This is a genomic window from Streptomyces sp. NPDC046900 (assembly GCF_040644975.1).
In the GTDB taxonomy this organism is placed as follows: Bacteria; Actinomycetota; Actinomycetes; order Streptomycetales; family Streptomycetaceae; genus Streptomyces.
In genome coordinates this window covers 48,750-72,910 of the sequence record NZ_JBEYXD010000044.1, presented here as the reverse complement: position 1 = coordinate 72,910, position 24,161 = coordinate 48,750, and the positions used below count along the sequence as shown (strand labels likewise).

Sequence of the window (24,161 nt, the reverse complement as noted above, 5' to 3'; positions counted from 1 at the left end):
GGTGGCCCGGCTCATCGCCGAGCCGGCCAGTCGTGCCATCTCCACCAGGCCATCCCCGATGGACGCCAGCTCCCCGTGATACGTCTCCCGCATCGTGCGCCTCCGCGCCCCTCGTCTGACTCCGCTCGCGCCTGTTCATTGTCAGACTCGCACACCCGGCGTACAGGCGGCGTCATCGTCTGTGTCAGTCAGGCGAACCGCCAGCCGGAGAGCCGGCTGTCCTCGCCGACTTCGGCGGTCAGCCGCACGCCCGGCAGATCACGCACCCGGACACCGAGGGCGTCGGCGATCTCCGCGGCCGGGTAATGCTCCAGCTTGGCGCGCTCTCCTGGCGGCGCAACGGCGACGATCTCGATCTGGTCTCCGAACAACAGCAGGAGACGGACGAGTACGCGCTCAATGGCCATCGCCGCCACCCCTCTCGGTAGTTGCAGTGGTGGGGGTCTCTCAGATAACGACGGATCCACCACCGTGGCTCGCGGCCACCTTCTCGATGCCGGGGCGGCCGACGGTGCTGCGGTTCGGACCCATTCGGCGGACATGGCGTTGGCAGGCTGCGCGCCTCGGTGGCGAGCATGGATGCATGGTGGAACACGCGACGGTCGTGCACGGCATGACCCGGAACACGACGCACCGGGGAGGATGGGTCGAGAACGAACCCACCGGGCAGGCAGTGGTGCGATGCACCTGCGGTCTCGACAGCGGAATCGTGGCGGAAGCTCAAGCAGCGCAAATCGCCGATGATCACCGCCGCACGGCTGCGGAAGACCGCATCTGAGGCCACCCTCGCCCAGCCGCATGAAGCGGCCTGTATGACCGTTGCTGACCGATCCGGCGAGAGCTACGGATCAAAAGATGCCCGTGCCCCACACCATCCCTGGCCATCGGCCCCTGACGGCAGTCTGACGGCAGTCTGACGGCAGTCTGACGGCAACGACAACGAACGTCAGCGTACGCAGCGGTATTTCACGGGGGTCGACGTCCGTCGTTGTCGGGCCGGATCATGATCCTGGCGCACGATCAACACGCCTGAAAAGCAGAAGGTCGGCTGTGCCCTGCGTGCCCGTTGCGTGCCGGGTCCGGCGGGACGCGGCGGAGACTCACGGGGAACAACGGCGCCGATCGCGCTCCGACCCAGGTCAGGGAATTGCTAGGTCAGCCGCCATCCGCATACGGCGTCCTACAAGGCGGCGCTTGGCTGGATCAGTCAAACTCCAACCCAAAGCCGCTTCGCCGACCTCAGTCCCGCCTGCTCTCTGGCACTGCGCCGGCGCCCGACGTCAGTTCGCAGCGTTACCCCGGGGTACAACGGCCTCACCATTGAAACCCACGGCAGGAGGAGCTACACAGCTTTCGCGATCCAAGAGACCAATCTGTCCCGGTGGCTCGGTCGGAGGACGCGCGCTGCCAAGATCGCAGACGCGGTGCGCAGCGCGGCCGACCTCAGCGTGCCGGGAGGACACCGCCACCATCGAGCTGACCCCTGACATCGCTAGCCTCGATAGACCACAGGAGCGTCAGCTCGAGTGCCATCCAGTTGCTTCGGGACGACGAGCGATCGTGCCACATCCGTGCCAGATCAGGCGGGGACTCACGGGGAATCGGGGTGGGCAGGGGTACGCGGCGCCCGACTCGCTGCAAGGTAGGAAACCGCTGGTCGCGCCAGTGATGGCCCAACCTCGCTGCTAAGGCGGGTGTCGCAGGTTCGAATCCTGCCGGGGGCCCATAGCTTGAACAGCGGAAACGCCCCGGACCTGATCGGTCCGGGGCTTTGACGGCAACGGCTCCCGGGCGGCACCTCTGATAGTGCCGCGTGCTCCGGCCTCACTGACATCCGAATTCTCCACGTGGGCCTCATCGCTCCGGGCCGGCCGCGGGGTGGATGGTGGGGGTGGGTCAGTAGCGGGCGCCGACCGGGGCCTGGATGGCGTCGAGGTCGGCGAGGTCGGCGGCGGAGAGCCGGAGGTCTGAGCCGCCGGCGTTGTCGGTGAGGTACTTCGGGGTCTTGGTGCCGGGGATGGGGACCACGTGCGGCCCCTGGGCGGTCAGCCAGGCGAGGGCGACCTGGGCGGGGGTGGCGCCGATCCGGTCGGCGACCTCACGGACCTTGGCGGCGATGTCGAGGTTGGCCCGCAGGTTGTCCCGCTGGAAGCGCGGCAGGCGCCGCCGTTGGTCGTTCTGCGGCAGTTCGTCGAAGGAATTGAAGCGGCCGATGAGGAAGCCACGGCCCAGGGGTGAGTACGGCAGGAGGCCGATGCCGTGGTCCTTGCAGTAGGGCAGGACCTCGTCCTGGACGTCGCGGGTCCACAGCGAGAACTCGGACTGCACCGTGGTGACCGGGTGCACGGCCTGGGCGCGCTGGATCTGCTCGACGCCGACCTCGGACAGGCCCAGATGGAGGGCCTTGCCGGCCTCGACGGCCTCGGCCAGAGCGCCCCAGGTCTCCTCGATCGGGACCTCGGGGTCCACGCGGTGCAGCTGATAGAGCTCGATGTGGTCGGTGCCCAGCCGGCGCAGGCTGGCGTCGATGGCGGTGCGGACGTGCTCGGGCCGGCCGTTCGGCTTGACCAGCGGGGAGCCGCCGGGCCCGCCGGTGGGGTCGATGCACTCCATGCCGACCTTGGTGGCGATCACGGCCCGGTCGCGCCGGCCGGCCAGGGCCCGGCCGACGAGCTCCTCGTTGGTGTACGGGCCGTAGACATCGGCGGTGTCGATCAGCGTCACGCCCAGGTCGAGGGCCTGGTGGATGACGGAGACGGAGGTGGCCTCGTCACGCTGGGTGGCCATGTCGTAGGCGAAGCTCATCCCCATGGCGCCCAGGCCGATGGCGCCGACCTCGGGTCCGTTGGTGCCCAGGGTGGTGTTGCGCATGCTGTGTCTGCCTTCGTGCGGATCGGTGGGCTGCCGGATCACAGCCCGTGAACGGGAGGCCACGGGATCGACGGTCTTCCTCGCGGCCCCTCCACACTCGCCTCCGCGTACGGGACGCGGCAGGCCGCACAGTGCCGGGGAGCGGCGTGCCAGGGAGCGATACGGCCCCCCAACGCCGACGCGTCGGGGGCACCGGTTTGGCACACTTTCTGAATGAGCCCTGACCAGCACAGCAACGACCTGGCGGGGTTCCTGCGTGCCCGCCGCACCCAGGTCACCCCCGAGCAGGTCGGCCTTCCCACCGGGCCAGGACTTCGCCGCACGCCTGGGCTGCGTCGCGAAGAGCTCGCCACCCTTGCCGGGGTCAGCATCGACTACTACACACGCCTGGAACGCGGCAAGGAGACCCGTCCCAGCGCCGCCGTGGTCGACTCACTCGCGCGCGCACTGCGCCTGCAGGAGGACGAACACGATCACTTGCGCCTGCTGGCCGCACGAGCGGCCCGCAACGCCACCGAACCACCCACCGCTCCCAGCCGCACGGTACGGTCCGGCGTCGCACTCCTACTGGAGAACCTGCGGCCCAGCCCCGCCTATGTCCTCAGCCGCACCTTGGACATACTCGCCGCCAACCCGGGCGGCCTGCATCTGTACGCGGGCATCGAGAGCTGGCCAGTCAAGCAGCGCAACCTCGCCCGCTACTACTTCCTGCACCCCCACGCCCGCGACCTGTTCCCGGAGTGGGAGACCCGGATCCGCGGCTGCGTCGCACGCCTGAGGGCCCTGGCCGGCACCGACCCCGACGCCCCCGACCTCGCCCAGCTCGTCGGCGAGCTCCTTCTGAAGAGCCCGGACTTCGCCCGCTTGTGGGAGCGATACGACGTCCGCCCGCATCGCCCCGGCACCAAGCACTTCCACCACCCCCAGGTCGGCGACCTCACCTTGGGCTACCAGTCCATGCAAATGGATGGCACCCCCGGCCACCGCCTCGTCGCCTACTACGCCGACGTCGCAAGCCCCGACCACGACGCCATGGTTCTTCTCGACATGCTCGGTAACCAACAGACCCCGGATTCCGCCGACCAGAACACCGGCTGGGCCTGACGGCCCTCTCCGAGGGCAACGAAGCCGCACACCTACGGACGTCGGCGATATTGCACAGTGCCCGACTGCTTGCTCTCGGGTCCGAATCCTGCCCAGAGGACCTCGTGTACGCGGCCCGTAGGATTTTCTGCTTGGCCTTTAGACCATGGCGGACGGCGAGCCGCGGTACGGCAGTTGAGCAGACGTGCGGCCCCGGCCACGTCCACGGCCTGGCTGTCCCTGGGCCGACCAGCGCTGACAGACGCTGATAGGTGGCCACGGCATCTTCGCAGGTCGAAGCTGCAACCAGCCCCAGGTCCCCACGTCGAGTAGCCGTATCCCACTTCCAGAAGAACTGATCCAAGCTACTGGCTTCCAGCTCGTGCACGCCGCCGGCCACAGGCCGCGCCCAGGCGAGGCAACCTGAGCTGAGGGGGGCACCAGGCGTCCGCGCGGCGTCGCGCCCAGCGCCAGGGACCATGCCCACTCCACGGAATGAGAGCTGGGTGAGTGGCGGGTGCGGGGGGCGTACGGAGTGATCGGCGCCGGGACCGGCAACCGTCCCACTTGAGTTATGCGCTGTTGAACTGTCCACGGGCGATGCTCCGGCCTCATACCGATGTCCGGATGGCGAGTGAAAATTTGATCACCCTAGACTGCCGGGAGCCGGAAGTGCTGAGCCCCCGCTGGGTATCGTCGTCAACGCGTCCAACGGAGGGGGCACTGCGGCGGCGTGGGGTGGCGGGGGCGGCCACGTAGTGCTCCAGCGCCAGGCATTGACCGGACGTGGTTCCGCTCGACAACAGGCCCCCACGCCAAGGTTCAGACGCAATGTCGGGCGTGAGAGGCATGCCCGTCCGAGACAGGAGCCGCAGTGGCACTGAAGATACCGAGACCGCGCGCCACCGTTGCCGCTTGCGCAGCAGCAACGGCGGTCGCACTCGCGATGGGCGCCGCTCTGCCCGCCACCGCCGCCGGATACACCGCGTCGGCCGGCCCATTTGGCTCCGCAGTCGGTCTGACCGGCACCGACGGCCGGCAGAGCCTGATCGACGTCAAGGTGGCCGGGAACGGCACGGCGTTCGCCCTGTGGCGCAACAAGGCTGCTGGCGCTACTACGTGGGACATCCAGGCCGCGGTCAGGCCTGCGGGCAGCGACACATGGTCCGCTCCCCACTCTCTGTTCGCCAGTAACGACGCGCCCGCCCCGGCCGTGCTGACTGTGACCGCCGATGGGCACGCCGAGGCAGCCTGGAGGACCGGCAACTACAACGACGGCTCGCTGGCCGCCGTCTCGGCCGGCTGGGACCCGGCGACGGGCAAGTGGTCGGATCCGATCACGCTCACCGCCTACGCCGGGCTGGACCTGTCGATGCCCCAGATGGCCGCTGCGGCAGACGGCACCGTCACCGCCGTCTGGGTCCAGGGCGACGGAGGCTGGAACTACGAGGCGATGACCGCCACGCTCGCCCCCGGCGCGACGGCCTGGTCGGCGCCGCACCGTCTGGGCTCATTCTCCAACGGCTTCATCGAGCAGTTCTCGCTCGCGGTGGCTCCCGACGGAGCGGCCACGACGGTCTGGGACGCCTGGGACAGGACCAGTGACTCCAATGTCGATTCCATCGTGACCCGGGCCACTCCCGGCGGAGACTGGAGCAGCCCGGTCGCTCTGCCGGGCGCGGACGCCAAGTCCACCGATGTACAGGTGTCGATGTCCGCCAAGGGCGCGACCACGGTGCTGTGGCAGAGCGCCACCAACGGGGTCGAGACGCTGAAGTCCCTCAGCAGGCCCTCCCCGACCGGCAGCTGGGGTGCCGTCCAGACCGCCGTGCCGATCCTTCAGGACAACGACGACAGCGGCCCACTTACCGCCCCCAACGGTGACGTCACCTACGTGTGGGCGGGCTGGGCCGGCAGCGCCGGCATGCCCATCGTCCAGGCCGTCACCCGAAGCGCGAGCACGGGCACCTGGTCCGCGCCGAAGACGCTCTCCACCGGCTACGTCAACTGGCAGGTGGACGCGTCCATCGGCGCGGACGGAACCGTACAGGTCGTGTGGCCGCAGACACCCGGCATCGACAACGGCAACGACCATTACCTGGAGTGGGCCGTCCGGGCCGAAGGCACATGGACCAAGGCCACCGCACTCAACGCCACACCGGTCGCCGACGTCCCCGACATGGACGCCCTGACGGGCGAAGTGGCGGCAGGACCGGACGGCCGGGCCACCGTGCTGGGACGGACGGCCGTCTACGCCCCCGGTTCCTCCGACCGCTACACCTCCCAGGTGTGGAGCCGGTCGCAAACCCTGCTGACCAAGCCGCAGATCACCTCGAAGGCGACCATGAGCGGGACCGCCCGCACAGGTTCCAAACTCACGTGCTCCGCAGGCTGGAGCGGCTACAACACCACCGTCGCGTGGTCCTGGCTGCGCGATGGCAAGGTCATCTCCGGCGCCACCAGCAAGACCCACACCCTGACCTCGGACGACTACACCCACAAGGTCTCGTGCAAGGTCACGGTCAGTAACGGCGCTGGTTCGGTCAACTCCGCCTCCCCCGCCGTCACGGTCGCCATCGGCCCTTCCCTGAAGGCCACCAAGGCGCCCTCCATCAGCGGCACCGCCAAGGTCGGTTACAAGCTCACGACCGCCCACGGCACCTGGTCGCCGACCGCCACCTCCTACACCTATTCCTGGAAACGCAACGGCAAGACCATCACCGGTGCCACCAAGTCCACCTACGTGCTGGTGAAGGCCGACAAGGGCCAGAAGATCACCGTCAAGGTCACCGCCCACCGCTACGGCTGGACGAACGGATCGGCCACCACCGCATCCGTCACCGTCCACTGAGAGAACGTGCGCCCTTCGCGGTGTGGGGCAGCGGCGAGTCCGGGCCGTCGCAGTTATGGCGAACACGCGATCCAGGCGCCGCCGGCGCGGGAGCATCTCCCCACGGGGACGGGCTCCAGGCGCGGGGTGTAACCGACCACTCACCCCCACTACGAGGACGGCTCTCCGCCTTGCGCTGCACCGCGCCAGACGCCCTGGGGCCCGCCCTCAGAGCGGGCCCCGCGGCAATTTGACGACAGGGGCCTCGGCCGCGCCCTCCCGCCGCGTTGACGGCCGCCGTCTCGGCTGAGCGACCGGCCGTCAGCTCTCTTGCGGATTCGGATCAGATGACGGTCAGCGTCAGGACCGCGGTATACGTACCGGGCAGCGTTGAGGTCGGGGCGTCGAGGTCGAGCCCGGTCCCGACATCCGCGACGCCGGGGCCGATGCCGGTGGCCAGCGTCCGGGCGTCCTTGAGCCCGCGGCCGTCGCCGGGTACGACCAGGGCGCCTGCCGTGACGGACTGGACGTCGCCGCGGTCGACGATCGCGGGGGCCCAGGTCAGGCTGCTCCCGTCGATGATGCTTCCGGCCGGGCCGGTGAAGTCGCCGACCTGGCCGGAAGCCGTCCAGCCGATGTTGCCGGGACGGGTGTCGCTGACGGTGACCGGGGTCATCTGCCCCGAGGTGTGGAGGAACTCGCCCGACGAGTCGAGCACCGGACTGGGCAACTCGACGTGCGGGCTGCCCGCGATGGAGATCACCAGCGCCCCGGGCTCGAGGGTCGTCGTGATCGACTGCGTCATGCCGCCGGGGCCGGTTCCGTCGCACGGAGAGCTCCCCACTCGGTCGCAGGCGGACGGGTAAGGGGCCGTCTCGAGAAGCGTGTTGGTGCCATCGGTGGAGAAGGTGGGGTTGTGGCAGCTCTTGATGTCGATGCTCTGGACGTCGACGCCGGGAATCCTGCGGACCTGATTCAGACCCGCCTGCACGAGGTTGATGGGCAGCGGCGAGTAGCCCAGGGTGTCCACGTGCTGCTGCCCCTGGCAGAGGAAGTAGTACGCGAAGGCGCCGAGAGTCTTGCCCTTCTGGTTGTTGAAGTTCAGCTCCAGCGCGGTCGGGATGATCATGTAGCGGTAGCTGGAGAGCGGATAGGCGCGCGGGTCTGTGTTGTTGTAGACGTCGTCGAGGATCTGCGTCAGATAGTCGGGCGAGGAGCTGTCCTCGTTGATCCGCGCCTTCAGCAGCGCGACCACCACCTTCGACGCGGTCGGCTCGACGTAGTACCCGGCCTTGTTGAGCACCTTGGCCACCGGGAAGCCGGTGGTGTAGACCGCGTACGAGTACTCGACGTACGTGATGGTGCCCACGTTGCCGGCCTGCGCCACATAGCCGGAGACACCGTTCGAGCCCGCCAGGCTGACGAAGCCGCTGCCCGGCACGATCGGGTAGTTCGAGGTCGCCCCGCACGGGGTGCTGCGGCCCGCGCGACGGCAGTAGTCGTCCCACAGCGACGGGTACTGCTTGCTCATCCAGGTGCTGAACTGACGGTGTGCCGCGAAGTTGGCATGGTCGGCGACCGAATCCGCCCGACCCGTGCCGCTGGTGAGGGAGCGGAGAACCACGCCGCCGGCGAGGTGACCGAGCAAGGCCATCCCGAGCGGCATCCCGCGACCTACCACCGCGCGCACGGAGTCCGCCACTTCCCCGGCTGCTGGACACCAGGGCCGCTTCGGACAACGTCTGCCACGTAACTCGTGTGCGAAGGCGCCGTGTTCGCGAGATCGTGCCGTATGGCCTCAGACGCAACCGACTGGCACTTCACGCAGGACGTGGAGGAGTTCCTCGACCGAGCCGGGGCTTTCCTCTGGTCCGAGCCCGCGCTGCACACCGTCCAGCTGACGGTCACCGACATGGTGCGTACGAACGGGAACACCGCGTACGGCGAGGACGCGCCGTACTTCGGTCGGCTCGTGGGCGGTGACGGCACGGTGCGCGCCACCGTCATGCGCACGCCCCCGTTCCAGCTCCAGCTCACCGCTCTCCCCGACGGGGCAGTTGACGCGCTGGCGGTACGGCTCGTCCAGGACGGGAGAGCAGTCCCGTCGGTCTTCGGTCCGGCGGAGGCGACCGCCGAGTTCGCGGCCGCCTGGGAGCGACGCACCAGGGCCACGGCCCGGCTCGGGATGAGGCAGCGCCTCTACCGTCTCGGCACCCTCACCCCACCTGATCCCGCGCCACCCGGGTGCGCCCGAGCCGCCAGGACGGACGACCGCAAGCTGATCGCCCGGTGGTACGACGAGTTCTGCAGGGACATAGGCGCGGAGACCCGGCACGACCCCGAGCGATGGGCCGAGAGCCGGCTCGCCCACGGCGGGATCGTGCTGTGGGAGACCCCCGACGGCACCCCTGTCTCCATGGCGAGTGCCCCGCCCGAGGTCGCCGAGCAGGTCCGCGTCGCCACCGTCTACACCCCCGCCCCGCTGCGCGGCCGCGGCTACGCAGGGGGCGCCACCGCCGCGGTCAGCCAGGCCGCGCTCGACTCGGGCGCCAAGGAGGTCCTGCTCTTCACCGACCTCGCCAACCCCACGAGCAACGGCCTCTACCAGCGGCTCGGTTACCGTCCGGTGGCGGACTTCGCGACATACGAGTTCGGGGACGGCACCACGAAGGACTGACACCGCCTCAGGGCCACGGCAGGCTCCTGGCCCACCGTGCCACCGACCTCACGCGTCATCCACCAGCGACCCAGCCACAGCGCCCCTGACGCGAGCCTGTGTATCTTCAGGAAAGTCAGAGGCCAGGGCGAGCACGCGTGCGCGGTCGTCAGACGATACGAGCGTGGGGTCTTCGAGGTCCCCGATCCAGTCAGCAAGCGTCTCGACAGCGAGGCCGTGCTCACCGGCTCTGAGGAAGTCGAGCACGTGCCAACGCAGAGAATCTGAGTCAGGACCCGTGAGGGACTCGACGAGGACCCGTACGTGCTTCGCCCACGCCACGTATGACTCGACCGTCCCCACACCTTGGCACGCCTGCCCGTCGCATGCCCGACCGGGCGGCGATGAGCGGGAACCCACGGGGAACCAGAGGTGCCGGCAGCCGCTCCTCACAGGTCAGCAACGTCGCAACTGAGGAAGCAACCGCGTACGGCGTCTCCAAACCGGTACTCCAGGTTGTGACCGCACAGGGAATCAGTCGTGGTCTTCCCGTCCGATCAGGGGCGTGGCGTTCCGGTCGCCCGCGGCTGCTCGGTGCCGCAGTGACGACACTTGGTGGCAGCGGCCGGCAGGTCCTCGGACAGACAGGCCGGGCATGTCTTGACGGGCCCCGGCTCTCCGAAGACCACCGCACCGCGCCGCGCCGAATAATGCTTGTACGGTACGACGATGAGGAAGTAGACGACGGCCATGAAGATGATGAAGTAGATGACTGCCGAGATGAAAGAACCGATATCGAGGTACGTGGTCTTGTTGCCCGCTTTGCCGAGTTGCCATCCCAGTCCGACTGAACGGCTGCCCTGAGCACGCGCAATGATGGGATTAATGACAAAATCGGTGAATGCCTTGATCAAGGTGCTGAAAGCCAATGCGACAATGAGGCCTACGGCTACGACGATGACATCGCCGCGCATCAGGAAGTTCTTGAAACCCTTGAGCATTCCCGGCTCCTCGCGATAGGCCCCCGAGCGGGGCAGGGCAGCACGCTACATTCTTCGGCATGCCTTGAGCGTTACGGCACGGACGCAGGAGGCACTCTTCCCTCGGCCGCAGAAATTCACCGGCGACCGGCACGCCAATTGGACGAATGATCACAACCGGCCGGCCGGGACAGAGGTGGATGTGGTGTCGCGGACGGGAGAACCGAGGCTCCCGATGTCAGCGTGGACCTCTATGGTTCCTGGCCGGAAGCCCCGGCCAGTCGGGGTGCGGCTGACATCCACGGCTGACTCATCAGCGAGTGTGCGGTGAGGCTGATGCGAGCGGCCGACATCGCGCCGTCCGGAACCGGCGAAACGTCGATGGACAGGTACGCAAGTACCGCCGGATCGAACTCCTAGTAACGCGGCAATCAATTGGTCAGCCGCGATCCGCATACGGCGTCTTCCAACACGGGTGCTCCAGGGCTCCCTCATGCCGATTCTTCACCGGACCATAAAAATCCGCTGGCATGCAGCCGACGCCCTCTACCCGTCGATGGGGAAGCGGTAGACCGTCGACTGCCTGGCTTGGAAACCGAGACGCTCATACAGCCTGTTGGCCGCCGCACGATCCGGCCTGGAGGTGAGGTCCACAGTCCGAGCACCTGCCGTCTCCGCGATTCGCAAGGCTTCCCGAGTGAGGAGTCCAGCGACTCCCCGGCCTCGCGCAGCACTGTCAACGACCACATCTTCAATGCGGCCCCTCACACCAGATGGCAAGGGCAACAGCACCAGGGTCAGGGTGCCGACGATCGCCTCGGACGTCCGAGCGATGAGCACGGTGTTGGCATCACACGTCACCATCCGGTCGACCGTCTCGAAGTCGAGGGGCTTGGCCGTCGATGAGAGCTGCGGCAGAAGTCGGCTGAAAGCATCGACAAGTTCCTGAGTCGCTGCCCGGGTGATCTCTACACGCACGTCCATGCCGGGAGCCTATCCGTCGCCAGACACAGCGGCGGCGCTCTCGGAGCCAGCGCCCACGTCATGATCAAGGTCACTCAGTCGTGCCACAAGCGCGCAGATCGAGGGCTGAACCAGGGGGACCCGCGGTGGTGGGGAGAACCGAACAAGATCGACCCCTGACCAGACTTGCCGGTCAGGGGTCGATTCCCACGAGCGTGGCGGCGCCAACCCCGGTTGCCCCGCTCCGCAAGAAGTCTACAGCTGTATACTTACGGGAGAGAGGCTTCGCATCACCGCAGGGTGCGGCGTGCGAAGCGGGTCCATGAGAGGGAAATACGAGATGAATCTCAACCTGACCGGTAAGCGCGCGCTCGTCACAGGTTCGAGCGCGGGGCTCGGCGAGGCCACTGCGAAGCTGCTGGCGGCCGAGGGGGCCGCGATCGTGGTCCACGGCCGGGACAAGGACCGCACGGAGAAGGTCGCGCGGGAGATCCGCGAGGCCGGTGGCACGGCCGTCACGGTCGTCGGTGACCTCGCCGACGACCGTGCCGCCGCCGATGTCGCCCGGGCCGCCACCGCGGACGGCCCCGTCGACATCCTCGTCAACAACGCCGGCTTCTACCGGCACCTGTCCTGGGCCGAAGCCACCCCCGAGGAGTGGCGCGACACCTACAACGTCAACGTCGTCTCAGGCGTCCGCATGATCCAGCACTTGGTCCCCGCCATGCGTGAACGCGGCTGGGGCCGTGTCGTCACCATCGGCGGCGGACTCGCCTCCCAGCCGATGAACACCCACCCCCAGTACAACGCCACCCTGGCGGCCCGGCACAACCTCGCCGTCTCCCTCGCCCGCGACCTCAAGGGCACCGGCGTCACATCGAACATCGTCTCCCCCGGAGCGATCCTCGTCGAAGCCACCAAGGACCTCGTCACCAGCATCGGGCCCGCCCGCGGCTGGGGCCGGACCTGGGACGAGATCCAGCCCAACGCCGTCCAGGCCCTCATCCCCAACGACCAGGAACGCTTCGGCGAACCCGATGAGATCGCCGCAGCCGTCGCCTACCTCTGCAGCGACTACGCCCAGTACGTCAGCGGAGCCACCATCCGCGTCGACGGCGGACTCATCCGCTCCGCCTTCTGAGCCAACACCGGCCATCCCGCGTGCCGGCGACTGACGGCTACCCGTCGGTGCCGTCGAGACCGGTTCCGGGCCCAGAAGTGCCACCCGCCTCGCGGATGACCGGTTCGAGCATGTCGGCGAGGAGGGCGGCGAGGCGGCCCTCGTCGGCCGTGACGAGCGGGGTGGTACCGACGACGCTGCGCAGCAGCCACGTTCCGGCGACCAGTGCCAGGGCGAGCTGCGCGCGGACGTCGGCGTCCGATCCGTCGAGCAACCCCGCGAGACGGGCGCCCACATGGGTTTCCACACCCTGCCGGACGATGTCCGCCGCCTCCGGATCCGGTGCCGAGCGCAGCAACAGGAGAAACGGGTCGAGCCGCTCGGCGCCGAACGCGGTGCGCTCGGCGAGCGTGTGGGCGATGGCGCCCGACAGACCGGTGCGTTCGTCGCCGACGACGGTCGGCGGTGCGAAGGCACGATCGACGGCCTGCGCGAACAGGCCCTCCTTCGAGCCGAAGTAGCGGTTGATCATCATCGCCGTCACACCCGCCCGCTCGGCGATCTGCCGCACCCCGGCCCCGGCATATCCGTGCTCGGTGAACTCCACGACCGCGGCGGCGAGAATCGCCTCGCGTGTCGCGGCGCCGTCGCGCTTGCGGGCAGGATGTGCAGTGCTCATGGTCAGGAGCATACGGGGCGCTGATGCGCGGATTTCGGGACCGCGGAGCCGCGATCGGAGCGCTGGACGGGGAAGACCGGGCGAAACGTGCGGCGCCCCGCCGGCGTAACTCAGAGTGGCCGCACCACAGAAGTTGGGCCCGAACCAACGTAGATGAGCGCTGACGGTTCAGAGCACTCAGCAATCCCCCCAGGTCGCCGCCCACTCGCCGGCCAGGTCGCTGTTGGGGTCGAGATCCTCGGGCTTGCCAGTAATGCCGTAGGCGTCGAGGAGTCGACGCTCGACCCCGCCCAGAGGATGAGCGCGTGGTCAGCCTTGGCGGCCGGGGAGCATGGCCAGGGCCTGGGAACGCTGTGCGACGAGGTCGTCGTAGGTGCCGTCGCGCTCAGCCCAGCGGTGCATGAGGACCCGCTCGACCAGGATCTCGTCGGGGGTGGGGTCCTGTGAGAGCAACTGCATGACCTCGGCGGCGAAGTCAGCGAGCGGCAGTGCGTGCGGGTTCACCTTCTCCTGTCCTGCTGTGGCGACGGCCGGGGGAACAAGCTCGACGACGCTGACGCCCGTTCCGTCGAGTTGCACGCGCAGTGCCTCGGAGTAGGCGTGCACCGCGGCTTTCGAGGCGGCGTAGGTGGGCATCGGCGGGAACGGCAGGAAGGCGATGCCGGAGGTCACGGTGATGAAGGTGCCGGCGCCGCGTTCGATCAGGTGCGGGGTGAAGGCGTCGATCACCCGGATGGTGCCGACCAGATTGGTGTCGATCGTCGTCTGTGCCGTCTCGAAGTGCGCGGAGTCGCGCAGGTCCTCCAGGAGCATGACGCCCGACATGGTCACCACCGTGTCCAGGTCGGGGTACTGGGCGAGCACGGCGTCACGGGCACATGCGACGGAGACACTGTCGGTGACGTCGATGCCGAATGTACCGAAACCTTCTCCGGCGAGTTCCGAGAGCGCCTTGGGGCTACGGCCGCCGACGGCCACGGTGCTGCCCGCCGCGGCGAACCGGCGGGCCAGTTCCCGCCCGATGCCCGAGGTCCCGCCGACGATGAGAACGGTGCGGTTGGAGAGATCCACGAGATCGTCCCTTCAGTTGAGGGCGCCGACGACGTTCAGGCTCGTGGCGCATTCAGCGATGCACTCTGTCCTTCACAAAGAGTGATGCCGCAAGTCTTGACGGCATCCACCGGCTGTAGCAGTGCCCCCGTCTTCCCTGGTCCTGCCAGGGCCCCCTCTGAAATGCGCGCACCGCATTACGGTGTCGGTATGAAGGATGAGGAATCCGACAACCGGCTCGGCAGCTACCTTCGCGCCCGGCGTGAGCTGGTCTCCCCGGCACAGGCGGGGCTCCCGTCCAGCGGCATCCGCCGCGTCCCCGGCCTGCGCCGTGAGGAAGTCGCGCTGCTCGCCGGAATCAGCCCCGACTACTATCTGCGCCTGGAACGCGGCCGCGACAAGAACCCTTCGCCTCAGGTCCTCGAATCACTCGCGCGCGTCCTGAAACTCGACGACATCGAGCGGACGTATCTGCTCGGCCTCGTGGCAGCCCGCCCGAGGACGCCGCGCCGCCGGCGACCCGAGCACGTACCGGCACGGGTGCACCAGCTCCTCGCCCACCTTCAGATCCCCGCGTTCGTCGAAGGACGCGCCTTCGACGTCCTGGCCTCCAACCCGATGGCCCTCGCGCTCTCCCCGCGACTGCGACCCGGCGAGAACCGGCTCCGTTCCCTCCTCCTCGACCCCGAGGAACAAGCCTTCCACCAGGACTGGCCGAAAGCCGCCGCCAGCTTCGTCGCCGCCCTTCGCACGACCATCGGGGACGATACCGACAACCCCCGGTTCGTCGAACTCGTCGGAGAACTCGCCCTGTCCAGCCAGCGGTTCCGCACCCTGTGGGCCCGGCACGACGTCCGCAACCTCGACGGAGGCACCACCACCGTCAACCACCCCGTCGTCGGTGAACTACGGCTCCACCGCGACAAACTCCCCGTAGACGACGTCATCCTGGTCGTCTACTACCCCGACAAGGGCAGCGACAGCGACGAGAAACTGCAACTCCTCGCCGCACTCTCACACACCGAACCCGCCGAACCCACCGAACCCACCGAACCCACCGAACCCACCGACACAGCACACAGCAGGCCGGCAGACACCCCGCACCCGAAGACACCCTGACGAACACCGGCCATCCATCGGCGCAGCCAGATCGACCACGCCGCCATTTCCGCCATCCGCGGACCGCCGCGGTGCCCTGGCCATGAGCCGCCCCCGACGCCATGTCGCGCAGAGGCAGCAGGCCGCCGGGCGGGGCGGGCAGGTCGGGCAGGGGCGACCAGCCTTACCGCCGTGCGGACACGTTCCCGGGAGTGGACTGCACCGCTGCCTCCGGTTCCGGTGCGGGCCTCGAGCGGAGGGCCAGGCAGCCCAGGGCGGCTGCGCCGCCTCGACCTGTGATCTCAGGCATCCACTCCCGACCGGCCACGGATCGACGCCGCGAGCCCGGCGGGCCCCGCCCAGCCGCAGGTCTGCGGGTCCGCAGGCCCGTAGCCCCGTAGGCCCCCGTAGGCCCGTAGGCCCGTAGGCCCGTAGGCCCATGCTGCGGTACGCCCACTGTCGCCGCTGGCCCCCGGACGGACTGGCTTCCCGCGCGGCCCGCGGCCCGCGCCCGCGTCGCGGGGCGTCGCCGGCCAAGAACCCGGGCAGCGCGGACGGCGTAGGGAGGCGGGACAGGAGAATCGGCGGGGAATCGGCTGCTCACCCGCATCGTGCACGTGGTGGCGAGCAGCCACGAGGACAGGGCAGGCAGGGCAGCAGCTGCGGTCACCGCGCGGGGGCGGACCTGACCTGATTACCCTGGGTGCAAGGGGACGCCGCTGACCGCGCCGCCGGTGACGTGAACTGCGGGAGCGCGGATCCGGAGCGAGTGGGCCCGGAAGGGCTTCGGCCCTCCCGGCGATGGCTCTCCTGGCGAACATGCCAGGTCCCCCAGGGCGCTCCGGCTGCAGAAGGTGTTCCAGCGTCTTCTTGCCGAACCAGCTGACGCCGAACGACGGGACCAGTGGGATGGGGATTCCGGGCGAAGCATCCGCGGACAGCCGTGGTGCGGATCTGCGCGAGTGGCTGCTGCGGTTCGAAGAGGATCAGGCCATCCTGGACGCACTGTTCATCCAGTCGCCGATGGGCGTGGCCGTGTTCGACACCGAGCTGCGCGTGGTACGGGCGAATCACGCGCTCGAACGCATCCACGGGATTCCCAACGCCCGGCTCCTCGGCCACCGGCTCAGTGAGGTCCTGACCGACATGGACACGGCCGCGATGGAGAGCCGACTCGCCACGGTTCTGGAGACAGGCCTCCCCGTCGTCGGCTCTGTGTACCGCGGCCGCACACCCGCCGATCCCGGCAGAGACCACGTCTGGGAGACGTCCTCGTTCGCGCTGACCGGCCCGGACGGCCAAACCCTGGGCGTCACCGACACAGTCGTCGACATCACCGACCGCCACCGCACCCGCGAGCGCCTGGCCCTGCTCGACGAAGCCGCCGCCCGCATCGGAACGACACTCGATGTCACGCGCACGACCCAGGAACTTGCCGATGTCCTCGTCCCGCGCGTCGCCGACCTCGCGTCGATCGACCTCCTGGACGGCGTGGCGGCGGGCGAGGAGTCCCCGCCCTCAGGCCCAGGACTGGTCACGCTTCGTCTCACGGCGCGCAAGGCCTCCCGTCCGGAAATCACCGAAGGGCTCCGGCAGATCGGACAGGTCCAGGACTTCCCCGTCGGCTCGCCCCACATCCAGAGCCTCGCCGACAGGCAGCCCCTGCTGCTGTCGGCCATCGACCCCGAGGTCGACTGGATCCGCAACTCCCCCGACCCCAGAACCCGGAAACTGCTGATGCACGGGACGCATTCCCTCATGGTGGTGCCCCTGCGCGCCAGGGACACGATCCTGGGAGTGGCGCATCTGTACCGCACAGCGGCCCGCCCGGACTCCTTCGAACCCGACGACCTCGTTCTCGTACAGGAGTTGGTCGCTCGCGCCGCCGTCTGTGTGGACAACGCCCGCCGCTACACCGGCGAGCGCGACGCCGCCGTCACCCTCCAGCAGAGCATGCTCCCGCGCAGCGTGCCGGACCAGAGCGCGGTCCACGTCGCGCACCACTATCGGCCCGCCCGCGCACACGCCGGGGTGAGCGGCTGCTGGTTCGATGTGATACCGCTGTCCGGCGCCCGCGTGGCCCTGACCGTCGGGGACATACCCGGCACGGGCGTCGAGGCCACCGCCTGCATGGGTCAGATCTGCTCCGCCGTACGTACCCTCGCACAACTGGACCTCGCCCCCGACGAGGTGCTGGCCCGGCTCGACGACATGGTTCCGCGTCTGGTCGAACGCGAACACACCGCGGGATCCCCACCCATCATGGAGAAGCTGGTCGGTGCCACGTGCCTGTACGTGGTCTACGACCCGGTCTCCCGCCGGTGCGTCATGGCGAGCGCCGGCCACCCCGCGCCCGTCGTCGCCGATCCGGCCGACCAGGTCCGCTTCGCCGAACTGCCGTCCAACCAGCCGCTGGGCCAAGGTGACCCCGTCTTCGAACCCCACGAAGTAGAGCTTGCCGAGGGAAGCGCCCTGGTGCTGTACACCCAAAGCCTCGTCCACGCTTGTCATGCGGACCGCACGCTGAAGGAGCGGCTCGGCGCGATCATCACGCGGTCCCGCCGTTCACCGGACGAGATCTGTCGAGCAGTTGTCGACGCGGTGACCCCTCACCTGGCGCCCCAGGACGACTTGGCGCTGCTTCTCGCCCGCACCCGTACGCTCGACGCCGCGCAGGTCTTCACATGGGACGTGCCACCTGATCCCACCGCCGTCGCCGACGCCCGTTCGCTCGCCCTGCGCCGGGTCCACGAGTGGGGTCTGGACGACCTGGCCTTCAGCACCGAACTCATCATCAGCGAACTGGTCACCAACGCCATCCGCCACGGCACCCCACCGATCCGCCTCCGGCTCATCCGCGACCGCATGCTGATCATCGAGGTCAGCGACGCCAGCAGCACCTCACCGCACATCCGCCGGGCCGCCACCACCGACGAAGGCGGACGCGGGCTCTTCCTCGTCGCCCAGTGCTCCCACCGCTGGGGAACCCGTTACCACGCCACCGGCAAGACCATCTGGGCAGAACAATCCGTGACCGACAGCCCTCTCGCCGCGTCGCACCGTGGCCCGGAGAAATTCTGAGGGTCCGGACAGCGCGCCTGCCGCCACCGACGACAACGCTGCCACCCGAACAGTCGACAGCGGCAGGGGAGGCATGCGACCAGGCCGAGCACACTGCTCGACAACGTCGACGGACGACGGCGGGCAAGCGCGTACCGACGAATACGTCGGGCGAGAGGCACGGCCCCGCCCGGGAACCGCCGCTACAGGACGGACTCACCGCTCTCGACAAGGGGTTTCCGGCCCGCCCGAGGTCCGCTCGAGGGCGCTCCACGACGACCGGGAAGGGGCCCTTGGAGCCATTGGGTGACGGCCACCGCGTGGCGGGACGAGGCGTGGGCGAGGCGGGTGAGGTGAGAGGGCGGGCAGGCGGGCGGACAGTTAGCCTGACCGGCCAGGAGCCCCCTCGACGTCGGGAGCAGCACGTGGCAAGGCTGGGAGTGTGGAAGTGGGCGGGAGAGCACGGCCGCCTGCTGCCGGCCGTCCTGCTTCTCTTCGCCGTGTCGATGGACCTCGGCACGCCACCCACCGTCAGCGCTTCGGCCCTCTACACGGCTGCGATCCTGGCGGTCGCCCCCCTGCTGTCCCTGCGCGGCACCCTCCTCACCGGGGTGAGTGCGTTATTCCTCGACTGGGCCATGTTCGTCAATTTCGGCTATCGCCAGAGTGCGATCGCCTTCAGCGAGCTGAGCATGGTCGCGACAGTCACCGTGATCGCGGCCTTCCTCAATCGCCTCTTGTACCACCGGGAGATGCGGCTTCGGTCCGTACGCGACATTGCAGCCGCTGTTCAGCGTGCCGTCCTGCCGCACCCGCCGGAGAGAATCGGTCCGCTGCGCTTCGCCGCACGCTACGAGGCTGCTCAAACGGATGCGCAGATCGGCGGGGACCTGTACTCGGTGGTCGACACGCCGTTCGGCGTGCGCTGCGTGATCCGCGATGTACGCGGCAAGGGGATGGGAGCCCTCAGGGCGGTCGCGGTCGGCATCGGGACTTTCCGAGAGGCAGCCCAGCAGGAACCCAGCCTGATCGGCCTCGTGGAACGGCTGGAACGGGCCGTCGCTCTCGAGGCCCGGCAGTCGGGGAGTACGACCGAGCTCGAAGGGTTCATCACAGGCGTGTTGGCGGAATTCCCCCGGTGGGGAAAGGAAGTCCGGTTGGTCAACCGAGGACACCCGGCGCCTTTGCTGTTCCTGGGAGACACAGTGCAGTACGTCGAGCCCGGTCGGCCCAATCTGCCCCTCGGCCTGGCTGCCCTCGGCACCAATCCCGAGTGCGTCGACACGGTGACGTTCCCCGAAGGGGCCAGCCTGCTGCTCTACACCGACGGACTCACCGAAGCCCGGGACGAGACGGGCACCTTCTACGACCCTGTCGGCAGGTTCAAGGGGCATCGGCATCCCGGCCCGGAAGCCCTCCTTGACGCCCTGCTTGCCGACGTGTCCCGGCACACCGGTGGCCAGAGAACTGATGACTTGGCGCTGCTGGCCATCACCCGGACACCCGACAACACTTGACCGACGAGCGCTGGCGGCCAGCACTCCGACGTCTGGCGGCGTCGCCTCTCACCGACGGGGCTGCAACAGCCCGGGTGCTGACGGCCGTACCAACAGCGTCATCACGCGGGCCGGCGCCGCTCGCTGCCTCAACACCACCCCGCTCACCGGCCGTTCAGGCAGGCTCGAGGACCACCGATACCGCAGGGGAACCGAGGCGTGTGACGGCAGTTGTCCGGCTGTCATCGGATCGTGCGCCGACAAGCAGGTGTTCTGCGACTCCCCCGGCTCCCCTTCCAGCGGCAGCGCACTGAACGGTCAGACGATTCGGTTCTCCGCGCTGACCATCCAGGCGTACTTCTCCAGGGAGTCGATGATCGCGTGCAGCAGGTCGGCCGTGGAGGGATCCTCGCTGTCGACCTGGTCATGGTGGGTGCGCAACGTGTCGACGGTCGCGCGCACACGCGTGGTGACAAGATCGACGACCGCGCTCACGCTCAGCTCGCCCTCCGGGAACGGGGGGAGCGTGGTGGTCGTGGCCACGGTGTCGGAACGGCCGTCCGGCCAGGTTCCGAGAGCGCGCATGCGTTCGGCGATGGTGTCGGCCGACTCCCGGGCGTCGTCGACGATCTCGTCCAGTTGAAGATGCAGATCCCGGAAGTTGTGGCCGACCAGGTTCCAGTGGGCCTGTTTCCCCTGGAGATGCAGTTCGACGAGATCCACCACGATCTGCTGCAACGCTCGGGCGAGCTGTGGCGAGGCCGTGAATCCGGTGACGTCGGTCTCCGAGCGTCGGGAACCCCCAGGAGAAGCGGTCATGGCGTGTCTCCTTCAGAAAGCACCACACAGCAGCCCTCCTGGAACAGGAGGCCTGTTCATCTACGCGATCAACCCTACGTAGGCCTCCCCGTGCCGCCACCGCGCCTGATCCGGTCGGGCGGACATCCGAGGGGTACGTGCCGCCGCAGACAGAGCCCGTAGGGTTCCACCCATGGTGACTGCGACTGTCCGCGAGTGGAGCGACGAGGAAGGATGGGGCGTGCTCGACTCACCCGAGACGCCCGGCGGCTGCTTCGGCCACTTCTCCGCCATCCAGATGACCGGCTTCCGCACACTGTCGCCCGGACAGCAGGTGGACCTCACCTGGGAAGCCCCCGGCTTCGAACAGGACGGGTACGACTACCGCGCAGTGAACATCGTGCCTCGGCCTGCCTGACATCCGCATCCGGCTGTGAGGGTGTCGATGGAGCCGCCTGAGGTCTGCCCCTTCATCTGACCAATGCGTGCTGCCCGGTCGACCGACGGCATGCCGATCACTCGGAGGAGATCAGGCAGCAGACGAGGACGAACGCGGCGAACCAGCCGGTGAGCGCAGCGATTGTTCCGATGGTCCAGGGCCATTCGAGCTCCCACCGGGCGACCGCGCGCCACAGCATGTAGACCGAAACGAGGAGTGCCACGACCAGCCCCGGAACGCCGAGGACGAATGCGGCGAAGAGCCAGGTGTCGTGAGGGTTGAGTTCGCAGCCGAAGCCGATCCCCTCGCATCGGCCCCCGGCGACCGACGTGGGGAGCTGCGTCCACCACAGGGTCAGTCCGCCGACGAGCAGGCCGTACCAGGCAGCCATGAATGCCAGACTCCGCCAGACGAGGGTCCGCCTGGCTCCGTGTGGAATCGGGTTCACGATCGTGACGTACCCAGCCGTCCGGTGCGTACCCGTCGGCGTACTCACTCGCGCTGAGCAGGATCCTTGCTCGCGACCCGGGCGTACGCCGTGCGCTCCTCGGTGTCATTCGCCGGACGTGCGGCCGGCCCTCCTCTCCAGGCGCCTCGCGTCTCGGTGGCTTCTCACCGAACTGCGCATCCACACCGCGGCTACGAGGAACACCAGGCCGGACACCACCGCCAGCCCCCAGGACGCGTACGCGATGCCAAGGACGCACCCGGCCAGCCCGATCAGCGCGACGAGCCCGCTTCTCCAGGCCGTCCACAGGACGCCCCGCTGCGCATTGTCGAACACCCTGCCGCCCACGCCGAAGCTGGTGACAGGACCGTTCTCGCTGTCCTCTCGTTTCGGCATCCCGGCAGCGTGCCGCCTCAAGACGTGGGTGTGCGTTGACGCCCGTCCAAGGCCAGCCGTCGATCCGGCGGCGGCTTCGCTCCCGTCTGGCAACGCGCTGGTGAGCGCGGTGGCCGTCAACAGGCTGATGCGCGAGGGGCGGTGAGTTCTCAGGCCGGACTTCATGAGGACGCCTTTCGCGAGCGGAACGGACAGATCGCGGGCACCGCTCCCGGGGGCCTGGGGGGAACGCGCCGTGGCGGCACGGAAGTTGTAGCGGCGAAAGATTGCCGCTCGACAACTGACGGATGTTCTGCGCGTGCCACCTCTACGCGCATGGCCCACGTGTTGTCGGAGCTGCCCCACCCGGGGGTCCCTGCGGGATTCACGGGATTCGGCACTGACGTTCCCCACTTGGATCGCCGCCGGGGCCACTGTCGGTGCCCCCGTCTAGATTCTCCGCGTGACCGAGTCCTCCTACCTCGCTGCGGTCCGGGAGTCGTACGACACCGTGGCCGCCGCATACACCGCTCGTGTGAAGACCCCCGCCGAGCTGGACCCCTTGTCCCGCTCGATGCTGGCCGCGTTCGCCGAACTCGTACGGGCCGATGACCGCGGCCCGGTCGCGGATTTGGGGTGCGGCCCCGGCAAGGTGACGGCACACCTGGCCGGCCTGGGAGTTTCGGCATTCGGGATCGACGTGTCGCCGAAGATGATCGAACTGGCGCGAGAGGCCCATCCGGGCCTGCGGTTCTCTGTCGGTTCGATGACGGCGCTGGAGCTCGACGACGGAGTGCTCGGCGGGATCCTGGCCTACTACTCGACTCACCACACGCCGCCGGAGTTGCTGCCGGTCGTGTTCGCGGAGTTCCATCGCGCCCTGGCGCCCGGTGGGCATCTGCTGCTGGTCGGTCATGTGGGGGACGGCGAGCAGGTGCGTCCCACGCATGCCTATGGCGGCCACCCCGTCTCGTACCGGTCCTATCTGCTACCGGTGGACCGGATCGCCGAACTGCTGGACCAGGCCGGGCTCGCCGTCACCGCACACCTGGTGCAGCGGCTCGACGAAGGGAGGAAGAGGACGATCGCCAGCTTCCTGGTCCGCAGACCGGAGCTTCCCGGGGCTTGAGATCAAGGCCAGGGACGCGCTCAAGCCCTTCCCGGCCGCACCTGCCGAGATCCGGCCGGTCGAGCGAATCCCCCTCGGCGATCCCGCCAAGGGCGTGATCCAGTGGCGACCGGCCCCCTCGGGCCGTCACAGCGGAACCCGTCGATGCGGTGTCCGCGCGGGGGCCCTGCGGACCACGGCGGCCAGGGCCGCCCCGACGCCACCACCCGGCGTTACTGCTGTGCACCCATCTGCATGCTCGACGTCGTACCACGGTCGGCTTCGTCGTGGACCAGCAGGGAGAGCAGGGACGCCACGGTCAGACCGGCCTCGGCCGGATGCCGCAGCACCTTGCCCTGCTCGATGCGGTAGGTGTTCGTGCGTCCCTCGCGCATGTGCGACAGATAGCCGTCCTGCTCAAGATCGGAAATGATCCGCTGAACGGCGCGTTCGGTGAGCCTGCAGTGAGCAGCGATGTCTCGGATGCGGACGTTCGGGTCATCAGCGATGGCCGCCAGCACGCGTGCGTGGTTGGTGACGAACGTCCATCCGCTGTGAGGTTCCGGCACTCCAACCATGGGTGAATCTTAAGGTTCACCCTTGGCTGCAGTCGAATACGTGACATATATTTCGTGCAAGCAATGACGTGTTCGATCGCGGGAAGACCCCGCGACGGAGGATGACCGGGTGTCCTGGGGAGAGACCGTGATACCGGAGCACGCCTCGGGAATGCAGGCATCGCCACAAGGTGAGGGCCAAGCCGCCCCAACGCCGAAGCTGCCGTACGTCATGACCCTCACCACCCGTCCCGAGGGCGACAGGATGGTCGTGGTGCTGCGCGGCGCCATCGACTGGGAGGACGAAGAAGCGCTCAGGCGCGCCCTGCTCGACGCTCTCGGCCGGTCCGTCCGGGGAATCGACCTCGACGTCAAGGGGGTCTCCTTCTGGGACTGCTCCGGCCTCAATGTCCTGCTCGCCGTGCGCCGCGTGGCATTGCTGGACGGCAAGACAGTGGTCCTTCGGGCGACCAGTCCCGTGGTGGATCGCGTACTCGAGTTGACCGACACGCTGGCGCTGTTCACTGACGGCGCCGAGCAGTGATCACTT

At 68.6% G+C, this 24,161-nt stretch carries 23 protein-coding genes and 1 pseudogene; 11 read left to right on the top strand and 13 right to left on the bottom strand.

What is annotated here, in order from left to right; all coding sequences use genetic code 11:
• Both ABZ904_RS32155 and ABZ904_RS32150 read right to left on the bottom strand, forming a co-directional pair.
• Positions 1-93: pseudogene (locus tag ABZ904_RS32155) on the bottom strand (phosphate transport system regulatory protein PhoU); the annotation flags it as partial.
• A gap of 95 nt (positions 94-188) precedes the next feature.
• On the bottom strand, positions 189-407 hold the full coding sequence (locus tag ABZ904_RS32150) for a hypothetical protein (RefSeq protein WP_359399134.1): 219 nt from the start codon (positions 405-407) through the stop codon (positions 189-191).
• Between the two features lie 176 nt (positions 408-583).
• Between ABZ904_RS32150 and ABZ904_RS32145 the strand changes: the two genes are divergently transcribed.
• Positions 584-778: a hypothetical protein gene (locus tag ABZ904_RS32145; protein ID WP_359399135.1), complete on the top strand. Its 195-nt coding sequence runs from the start codon at positions 584-586 to the stop codon at positions 776-778.
• A 1,118-nt stretch (positions 779-1,896) separates the two neighbouring features.
• On the opposite strand, the gene ABZ904_RS32140 is transcribed toward ABZ904_RS32145, so the two are convergent.
• Complete coding sequence (locus ABZ904_RS32140) at positions 1,897-2,871, bottom strand: aldo/keto reductase (protein ID WP_359399137.1); 975 nt, start codon at positions 2,869-2,871, stop codon at positions 1,897-1,899.
• A gap of 213 nt (positions 2,872-3,084) precedes the next feature.
• On the opposite strand from ABZ904_RS32140, the gene ABZ904_RS32135 reads away from it, so the two are divergent.
• Together ABZ904_RS32135 and ABZ904_RS32130 are read left to right on the top strand one after the other, a co-directional pair.
• Positions 3,085-3,975, top strand: a complete 891-nt coding sequence (locus ABZ904_RS32135) for a helix-turn-helix transcriptional regulator (protein WP_361827196.1) — start codon at positions 3,085-3,087, stop codon at positions 3,973-3,975.
• 853 nt (positions 3,976-4,828) lie between these two features.
• Positions 4,829-6,805: a hypothetical protein gene (locus tag ABZ904_RS32130; RefSeq protein WP_361827193.1), complete on the top strand. Its 1,977-nt coding sequence runs from the start codon at positions 4,829-4,831 to the stop codon at positions 6,803-6,805.
• A gap of 322 nt (positions 6,806-7,127) precedes the next feature.
• Here ABZ904_RS32130 and ABZ904_RS32125 read toward each other — a convergent pair whose 3' ends face one another.
• Positions 7,128-8,450, bottom strand: coding sequence for a substrate-binding domain-containing protein (locus ABZ904_RS32125; protein ID WP_361827190.1), 1,323 nt, complete (start codon positions 8,448-8,450; stop codon positions 7,128-7,130).
• A gap of 126 nt (positions 8,451-8,576) precedes the next feature.
• Between ABZ904_RS32125 and ABZ904_RS32120 the strand changes: the two genes are divergently transcribed.
• Positions 8,577-9,461, top strand: a complete 885-nt coding sequence (locus ABZ904_RS32120; protein WP_359399145.1) for a GNAT family N-acetyltransferase — start codon at positions 8,577-8,579, stop codon at positions 9,459-9,461.
• Positions 9,462-9,509: 48 nt separating this feature from the next.
• Here the strand turns inward: ABZ904_RS32120 and ABZ904_RS32115 are convergent, their stop codons facing one another.
• From ABZ904_RS32115 to ABZ904_RS32105, 3 genes are all read right to left on the bottom strand, one after another.
• A complete protein-coding gene (locus ABZ904_RS32115) occupies positions 9,510-9,707 on the bottom strand; it encodes a hypothetical protein (RefSeq protein ID WP_359399147.1) in 198 nt (65 codons plus the stop codon).
• 290 nt (positions 9,708-9,997) lie between these two features.
• Complete coding sequence (locus ABZ904_RS32110) at positions 9,998-10,441, bottom strand: MscL family protein (RefSeq protein WP_359399149.1); 444 nt, start codon at positions 10,439-10,441, stop codon at positions 9,998-10,000.
• A gap of 525 nt (positions 10,442-10,966) precedes the next feature.
• Positions 10,967-11,404, bottom strand: a complete 438-nt coding sequence (locus ABZ904_RS32105; RefSeq protein WP_360999706.1) for a GNAT family N-acetyltransferase — start codon at positions 11,402-11,404, stop codon at positions 10,967-10,969.
• A 319-nt stretch (positions 11,405-11,723) separates the two neighbouring features.
• On the opposite strand from ABZ904_RS32105, the gene ABZ904_RS32100 reads away from it, so the two are divergent.
• Complete coding sequence (locus ABZ904_RS32100) at positions 11,724-12,524, top strand: SDR family NAD(P)-dependent oxidoreductase (RefSeq protein WP_359399153.1); 801 nt, start codon at positions 11,724-11,726, stop codon at positions 12,522-12,524.
• Between the two features lie 37 nt (positions 12,525-12,561).
• Here the strand turns inward: ABZ904_RS32100 and ABZ904_RS32095 are convergent, their stop codons facing one another.
• Positions 12,562-13,182, bottom strand: a complete 621-nt coding sequence (locus tag ABZ904_RS32095; protein ID WP_360999703.1) for a TetR/AcrR family transcriptional regulator — start codon at positions 13,180-13,182, stop codon at positions 12,562-12,564.
• A 309-nt stretch (positions 13,183-13,491) separates the two neighbouring features.
• Positions 13,492-14,253, bottom strand: a complete 762-nt coding sequence (locus ABZ904_RS32090; RefSeq protein ID WP_361827183.1) for an SDR family NAD(P)-dependent oxidoreductase — start codon at positions 14,251-14,253, stop codon at positions 13,492-13,494.
• A 189-nt stretch (positions 14,254-14,442) separates the two neighbouring features.
• On the opposite strand from ABZ904_RS32090, the gene ABZ904_RS32085 reads away from it, so the two are divergent.
• The 3 genes from ABZ904_RS32085 to ABZ904_RS32075 all read left to right on the top strand — a co-directional run bounded on the left by ABZ904_RS32085 (position 14,443) and on the right by ABZ904_RS32075 (position 19,907).
• Positions 14,443-15,351: a helix-turn-helix transcriptional regulator gene (locus ABZ904_RS32085; RefSeq protein ID WP_361827180.1), complete on the top strand. Its 909-nt coding sequence runs from the start codon at positions 14,443-14,445 to the stop codon at positions 15,349-15,351.
• Positions 15,352-16,200: 849 nt separating this feature from the next.
• Entirely contained in the window at positions 16,201-18,411 is a 2,211-nt protein-coding gene (locus ABZ904_RS32080; RefSeq protein ID WP_361827177.1) for a SpoIIE family protein phosphatase, read from the top strand.
• Between the two features lie 314 nt (positions 18,412-18,725).
• Positions 18,726-19,907, top strand: a complete 1,182-nt coding sequence (locus ABZ904_RS32075) for a PP2C family protein-serine/threonine phosphatase (RefSeq protein ID WP_361827174.1) — start codon at positions 18,726-18,728, stop codon at positions 19,905-19,907.
• Between the two features lie 297 nt (positions 19,908-20,204).
• Here ABZ904_RS32075 and ABZ904_RS32070 read toward each other — a convergent pair whose 3' ends face one another.
• Entirely contained in the window at positions 20,205-20,705 is a 501-nt protein-coding gene (locus ABZ904_RS32070; protein ID WP_361827171.1) for a DNA starvation/stationary phase protection protein, read from the bottom strand.
• Positions 20,706-20,877: 172 nt separating this feature from the next.
• Between ABZ904_RS32070 and ABZ904_RS32065 the strand changes: the two genes are divergently transcribed.
• Positions 20,878-21,102 carry a cold shock domain-containing protein gene (locus ABZ904_RS32065; protein WP_359399166.1) on the top strand — a complete coding sequence of 75 codons (225 nt, stop codon included), beginning with the start codon at positions 20,878-20,880 and terminating at the stop codon, positions 21,100-21,102.
• 97 nt (positions 21,103-21,199) lie between these two features.
• On the opposite strand, the gene ABZ904_RS32060 is transcribed toward ABZ904_RS32065, so the two are convergent.
• Together ABZ904_RS32060 and ABZ904_RS32055 are read right to left on the bottom strand one after the other, a co-directional pair.
• Entirely contained in the window at positions 21,200-21,514 is a 315-nt protein-coding gene (locus tag ABZ904_RS32060) for a hypothetical protein (protein ID WP_361827167.1), read from the bottom strand.
• Between the two features lie 162 nt (positions 21,515-21,676).
• Entirely contained in the window at positions 21,677-21,967 is a 291-nt protein-coding gene (locus ABZ904_RS32055; RefSeq protein WP_359399170.1) for a hypothetical protein, read from the bottom strand.
• A gap of 442 nt (positions 21,968-22,409) precedes the next feature.
• On the opposite strand from ABZ904_RS32055, the gene ABZ904_RS32050 reads away from it, so the two are divergent.
• Complete coding sequence (locus ABZ904_RS32050) at positions 22,410-23,075, top strand: class I SAM-dependent methyltransferase (protein WP_361827164.1); 666 nt, start codon at positions 22,410-22,412, stop codon at positions 23,073-23,075.
• 212 nt (positions 23,076-23,287) lie between these two features.
• On the opposite strand, the gene ABZ904_RS32045 is transcribed toward ABZ904_RS32050, so the two are convergent.
• Positions 23,288-23,632, bottom strand: a complete 345-nt coding sequence (locus tag ABZ904_RS32045) for a helix-turn-helix domain-containing protein (RefSeq protein ID WP_359399174.1) — start codon at positions 23,630-23,632, stop codon at positions 23,288-23,290.
• Between the two features lie 211 nt (positions 23,633-23,843).
• On the opposite strand from ABZ904_RS32045, the gene ABZ904_RS32040 reads away from it, so the two are divergent.
• Complete coding sequence (locus ABZ904_RS32040; RefSeq protein WP_360999683.1) at positions 23,844-24,155, top strand: STAS domain-containing protein; 312 nt, start codon at positions 23,844-23,846, stop codon at positions 24,153-24,155.
• Positions 24,156-24,161 lie beyond the last annotated feature (6 nt).

Coding starts and splice junctions, on each gene's coding strand:
- ABZ904_RS32125 (WP_361827190.1), bottom strand. CDS start 8,450: ATGCCGCTCGGGATGGCCTTGCTCGGTCACCTCGCCGGCGGCGTGGTT.
- ABZ904_RS32110 (WP_359399149.1), bottom strand. CDS start 10,441: ATGCTCAAGGGTTTCAAGAACTTCCTGATGCGCGGCGATGTCATCGTC.
- ABZ904_RS32085 (WP_361827180.1), top strand. CDS start 14,443: ATGAAGGATGAGGAATCCGACAACCGGCTCGGCAGCTACCTTCGCGCC.
- ABZ904_RS32135 (WP_361827196.1), top strand. CDS start 3,085: ATGAGCCCTGACCAGCACAGCAACGACCTGGCGGGGTTCCTGCGTGCC.
- ABZ904_RS32105 (WP_360999706.1), bottom strand. CDS start 11,404: ATGGACGTGCGTGTAGAGATCACCCGGGCAGCGACTCAGGAACTTGTC.
- ABZ904_RS32150 (WP_359399134.1), bottom strand. CDS start 407: ATGGCCATTGAGCGCGTACTCGTCCGTCTCCTGCTGTTGTTCGGAGAC.
- ABZ904_RS32055 (WP_359399170.1), bottom strand. CDS start 21,967: ATGCCGAAACGAGAGGACAGCGAGAACGGTCCTGTCACCAGCTTCGGC.
- ABZ904_RS32095 (WP_360999703.1), bottom strand. CDS start 13,182: ATGAGCACTGCACATCCTGCCCGCAAGCGCGACGGCGCCGCGACACGC.
- ABZ904_RS32145 (WP_359399135.1), top strand. CDS start 584: ATGGTGGAACACGCGACGGTCGTGCACGGCATGACCCGGAACACGACG.
- ABZ904_RS32045 (WP_359399174.1), bottom strand. CDS start 23,632: ATGGTTGGAGTGCCGGAACCTCACAGCGGATGGACGTTCGTCACCAAC.
- ABZ904_RS32070 (WP_361827171.1), bottom strand. CDS start 20,705: ATGACCGCTTCTCCTGGGGGTTCCCGACGCTCGGAGACCGACGTCACC.
- ABZ904_RS32100 (WP_359399153.1), top strand. CDS start 11,724: ATGAATCTCAACCTGACCGGTAAGCGCGCGCTCGTCACAGGTTCGAGC.
- ABZ904_RS32140 (WP_359399137.1), bottom strand. CDS start 2,871: ATGCGCAACACCACCCTGGGCACCAACGGACCCGAGGTCGGCGCCATC.
- ABZ904_RS32120 (WP_359399145.1), top strand. CDS start 8,577: ATGGCCTCAGACGCAACCGACTGGCACTTCACGCAGGACGTGGAGGAG.
- ABZ904_RS32065 (WP_359399166.1), top strand. CDS start 20,878: ATGGTGACTGCGACTGTCCGCGAGTGGAGCGACGAGGAAGGATGGGGC.
- ABZ904_RS32060 (WP_361827167.1), bottom strand. CDS start 21,514: ATGGCTGCCTGGTACGGCCTGCTCGTCGGCGGACTGACCCTGTGGTGG.
- ABZ904_RS32040 (WP_360999683.1), top strand. CDS start 23,844: ATGACCCTCACCACCCGTCCCGAGGGCGACAGGATGGTCGTGGTGCTG.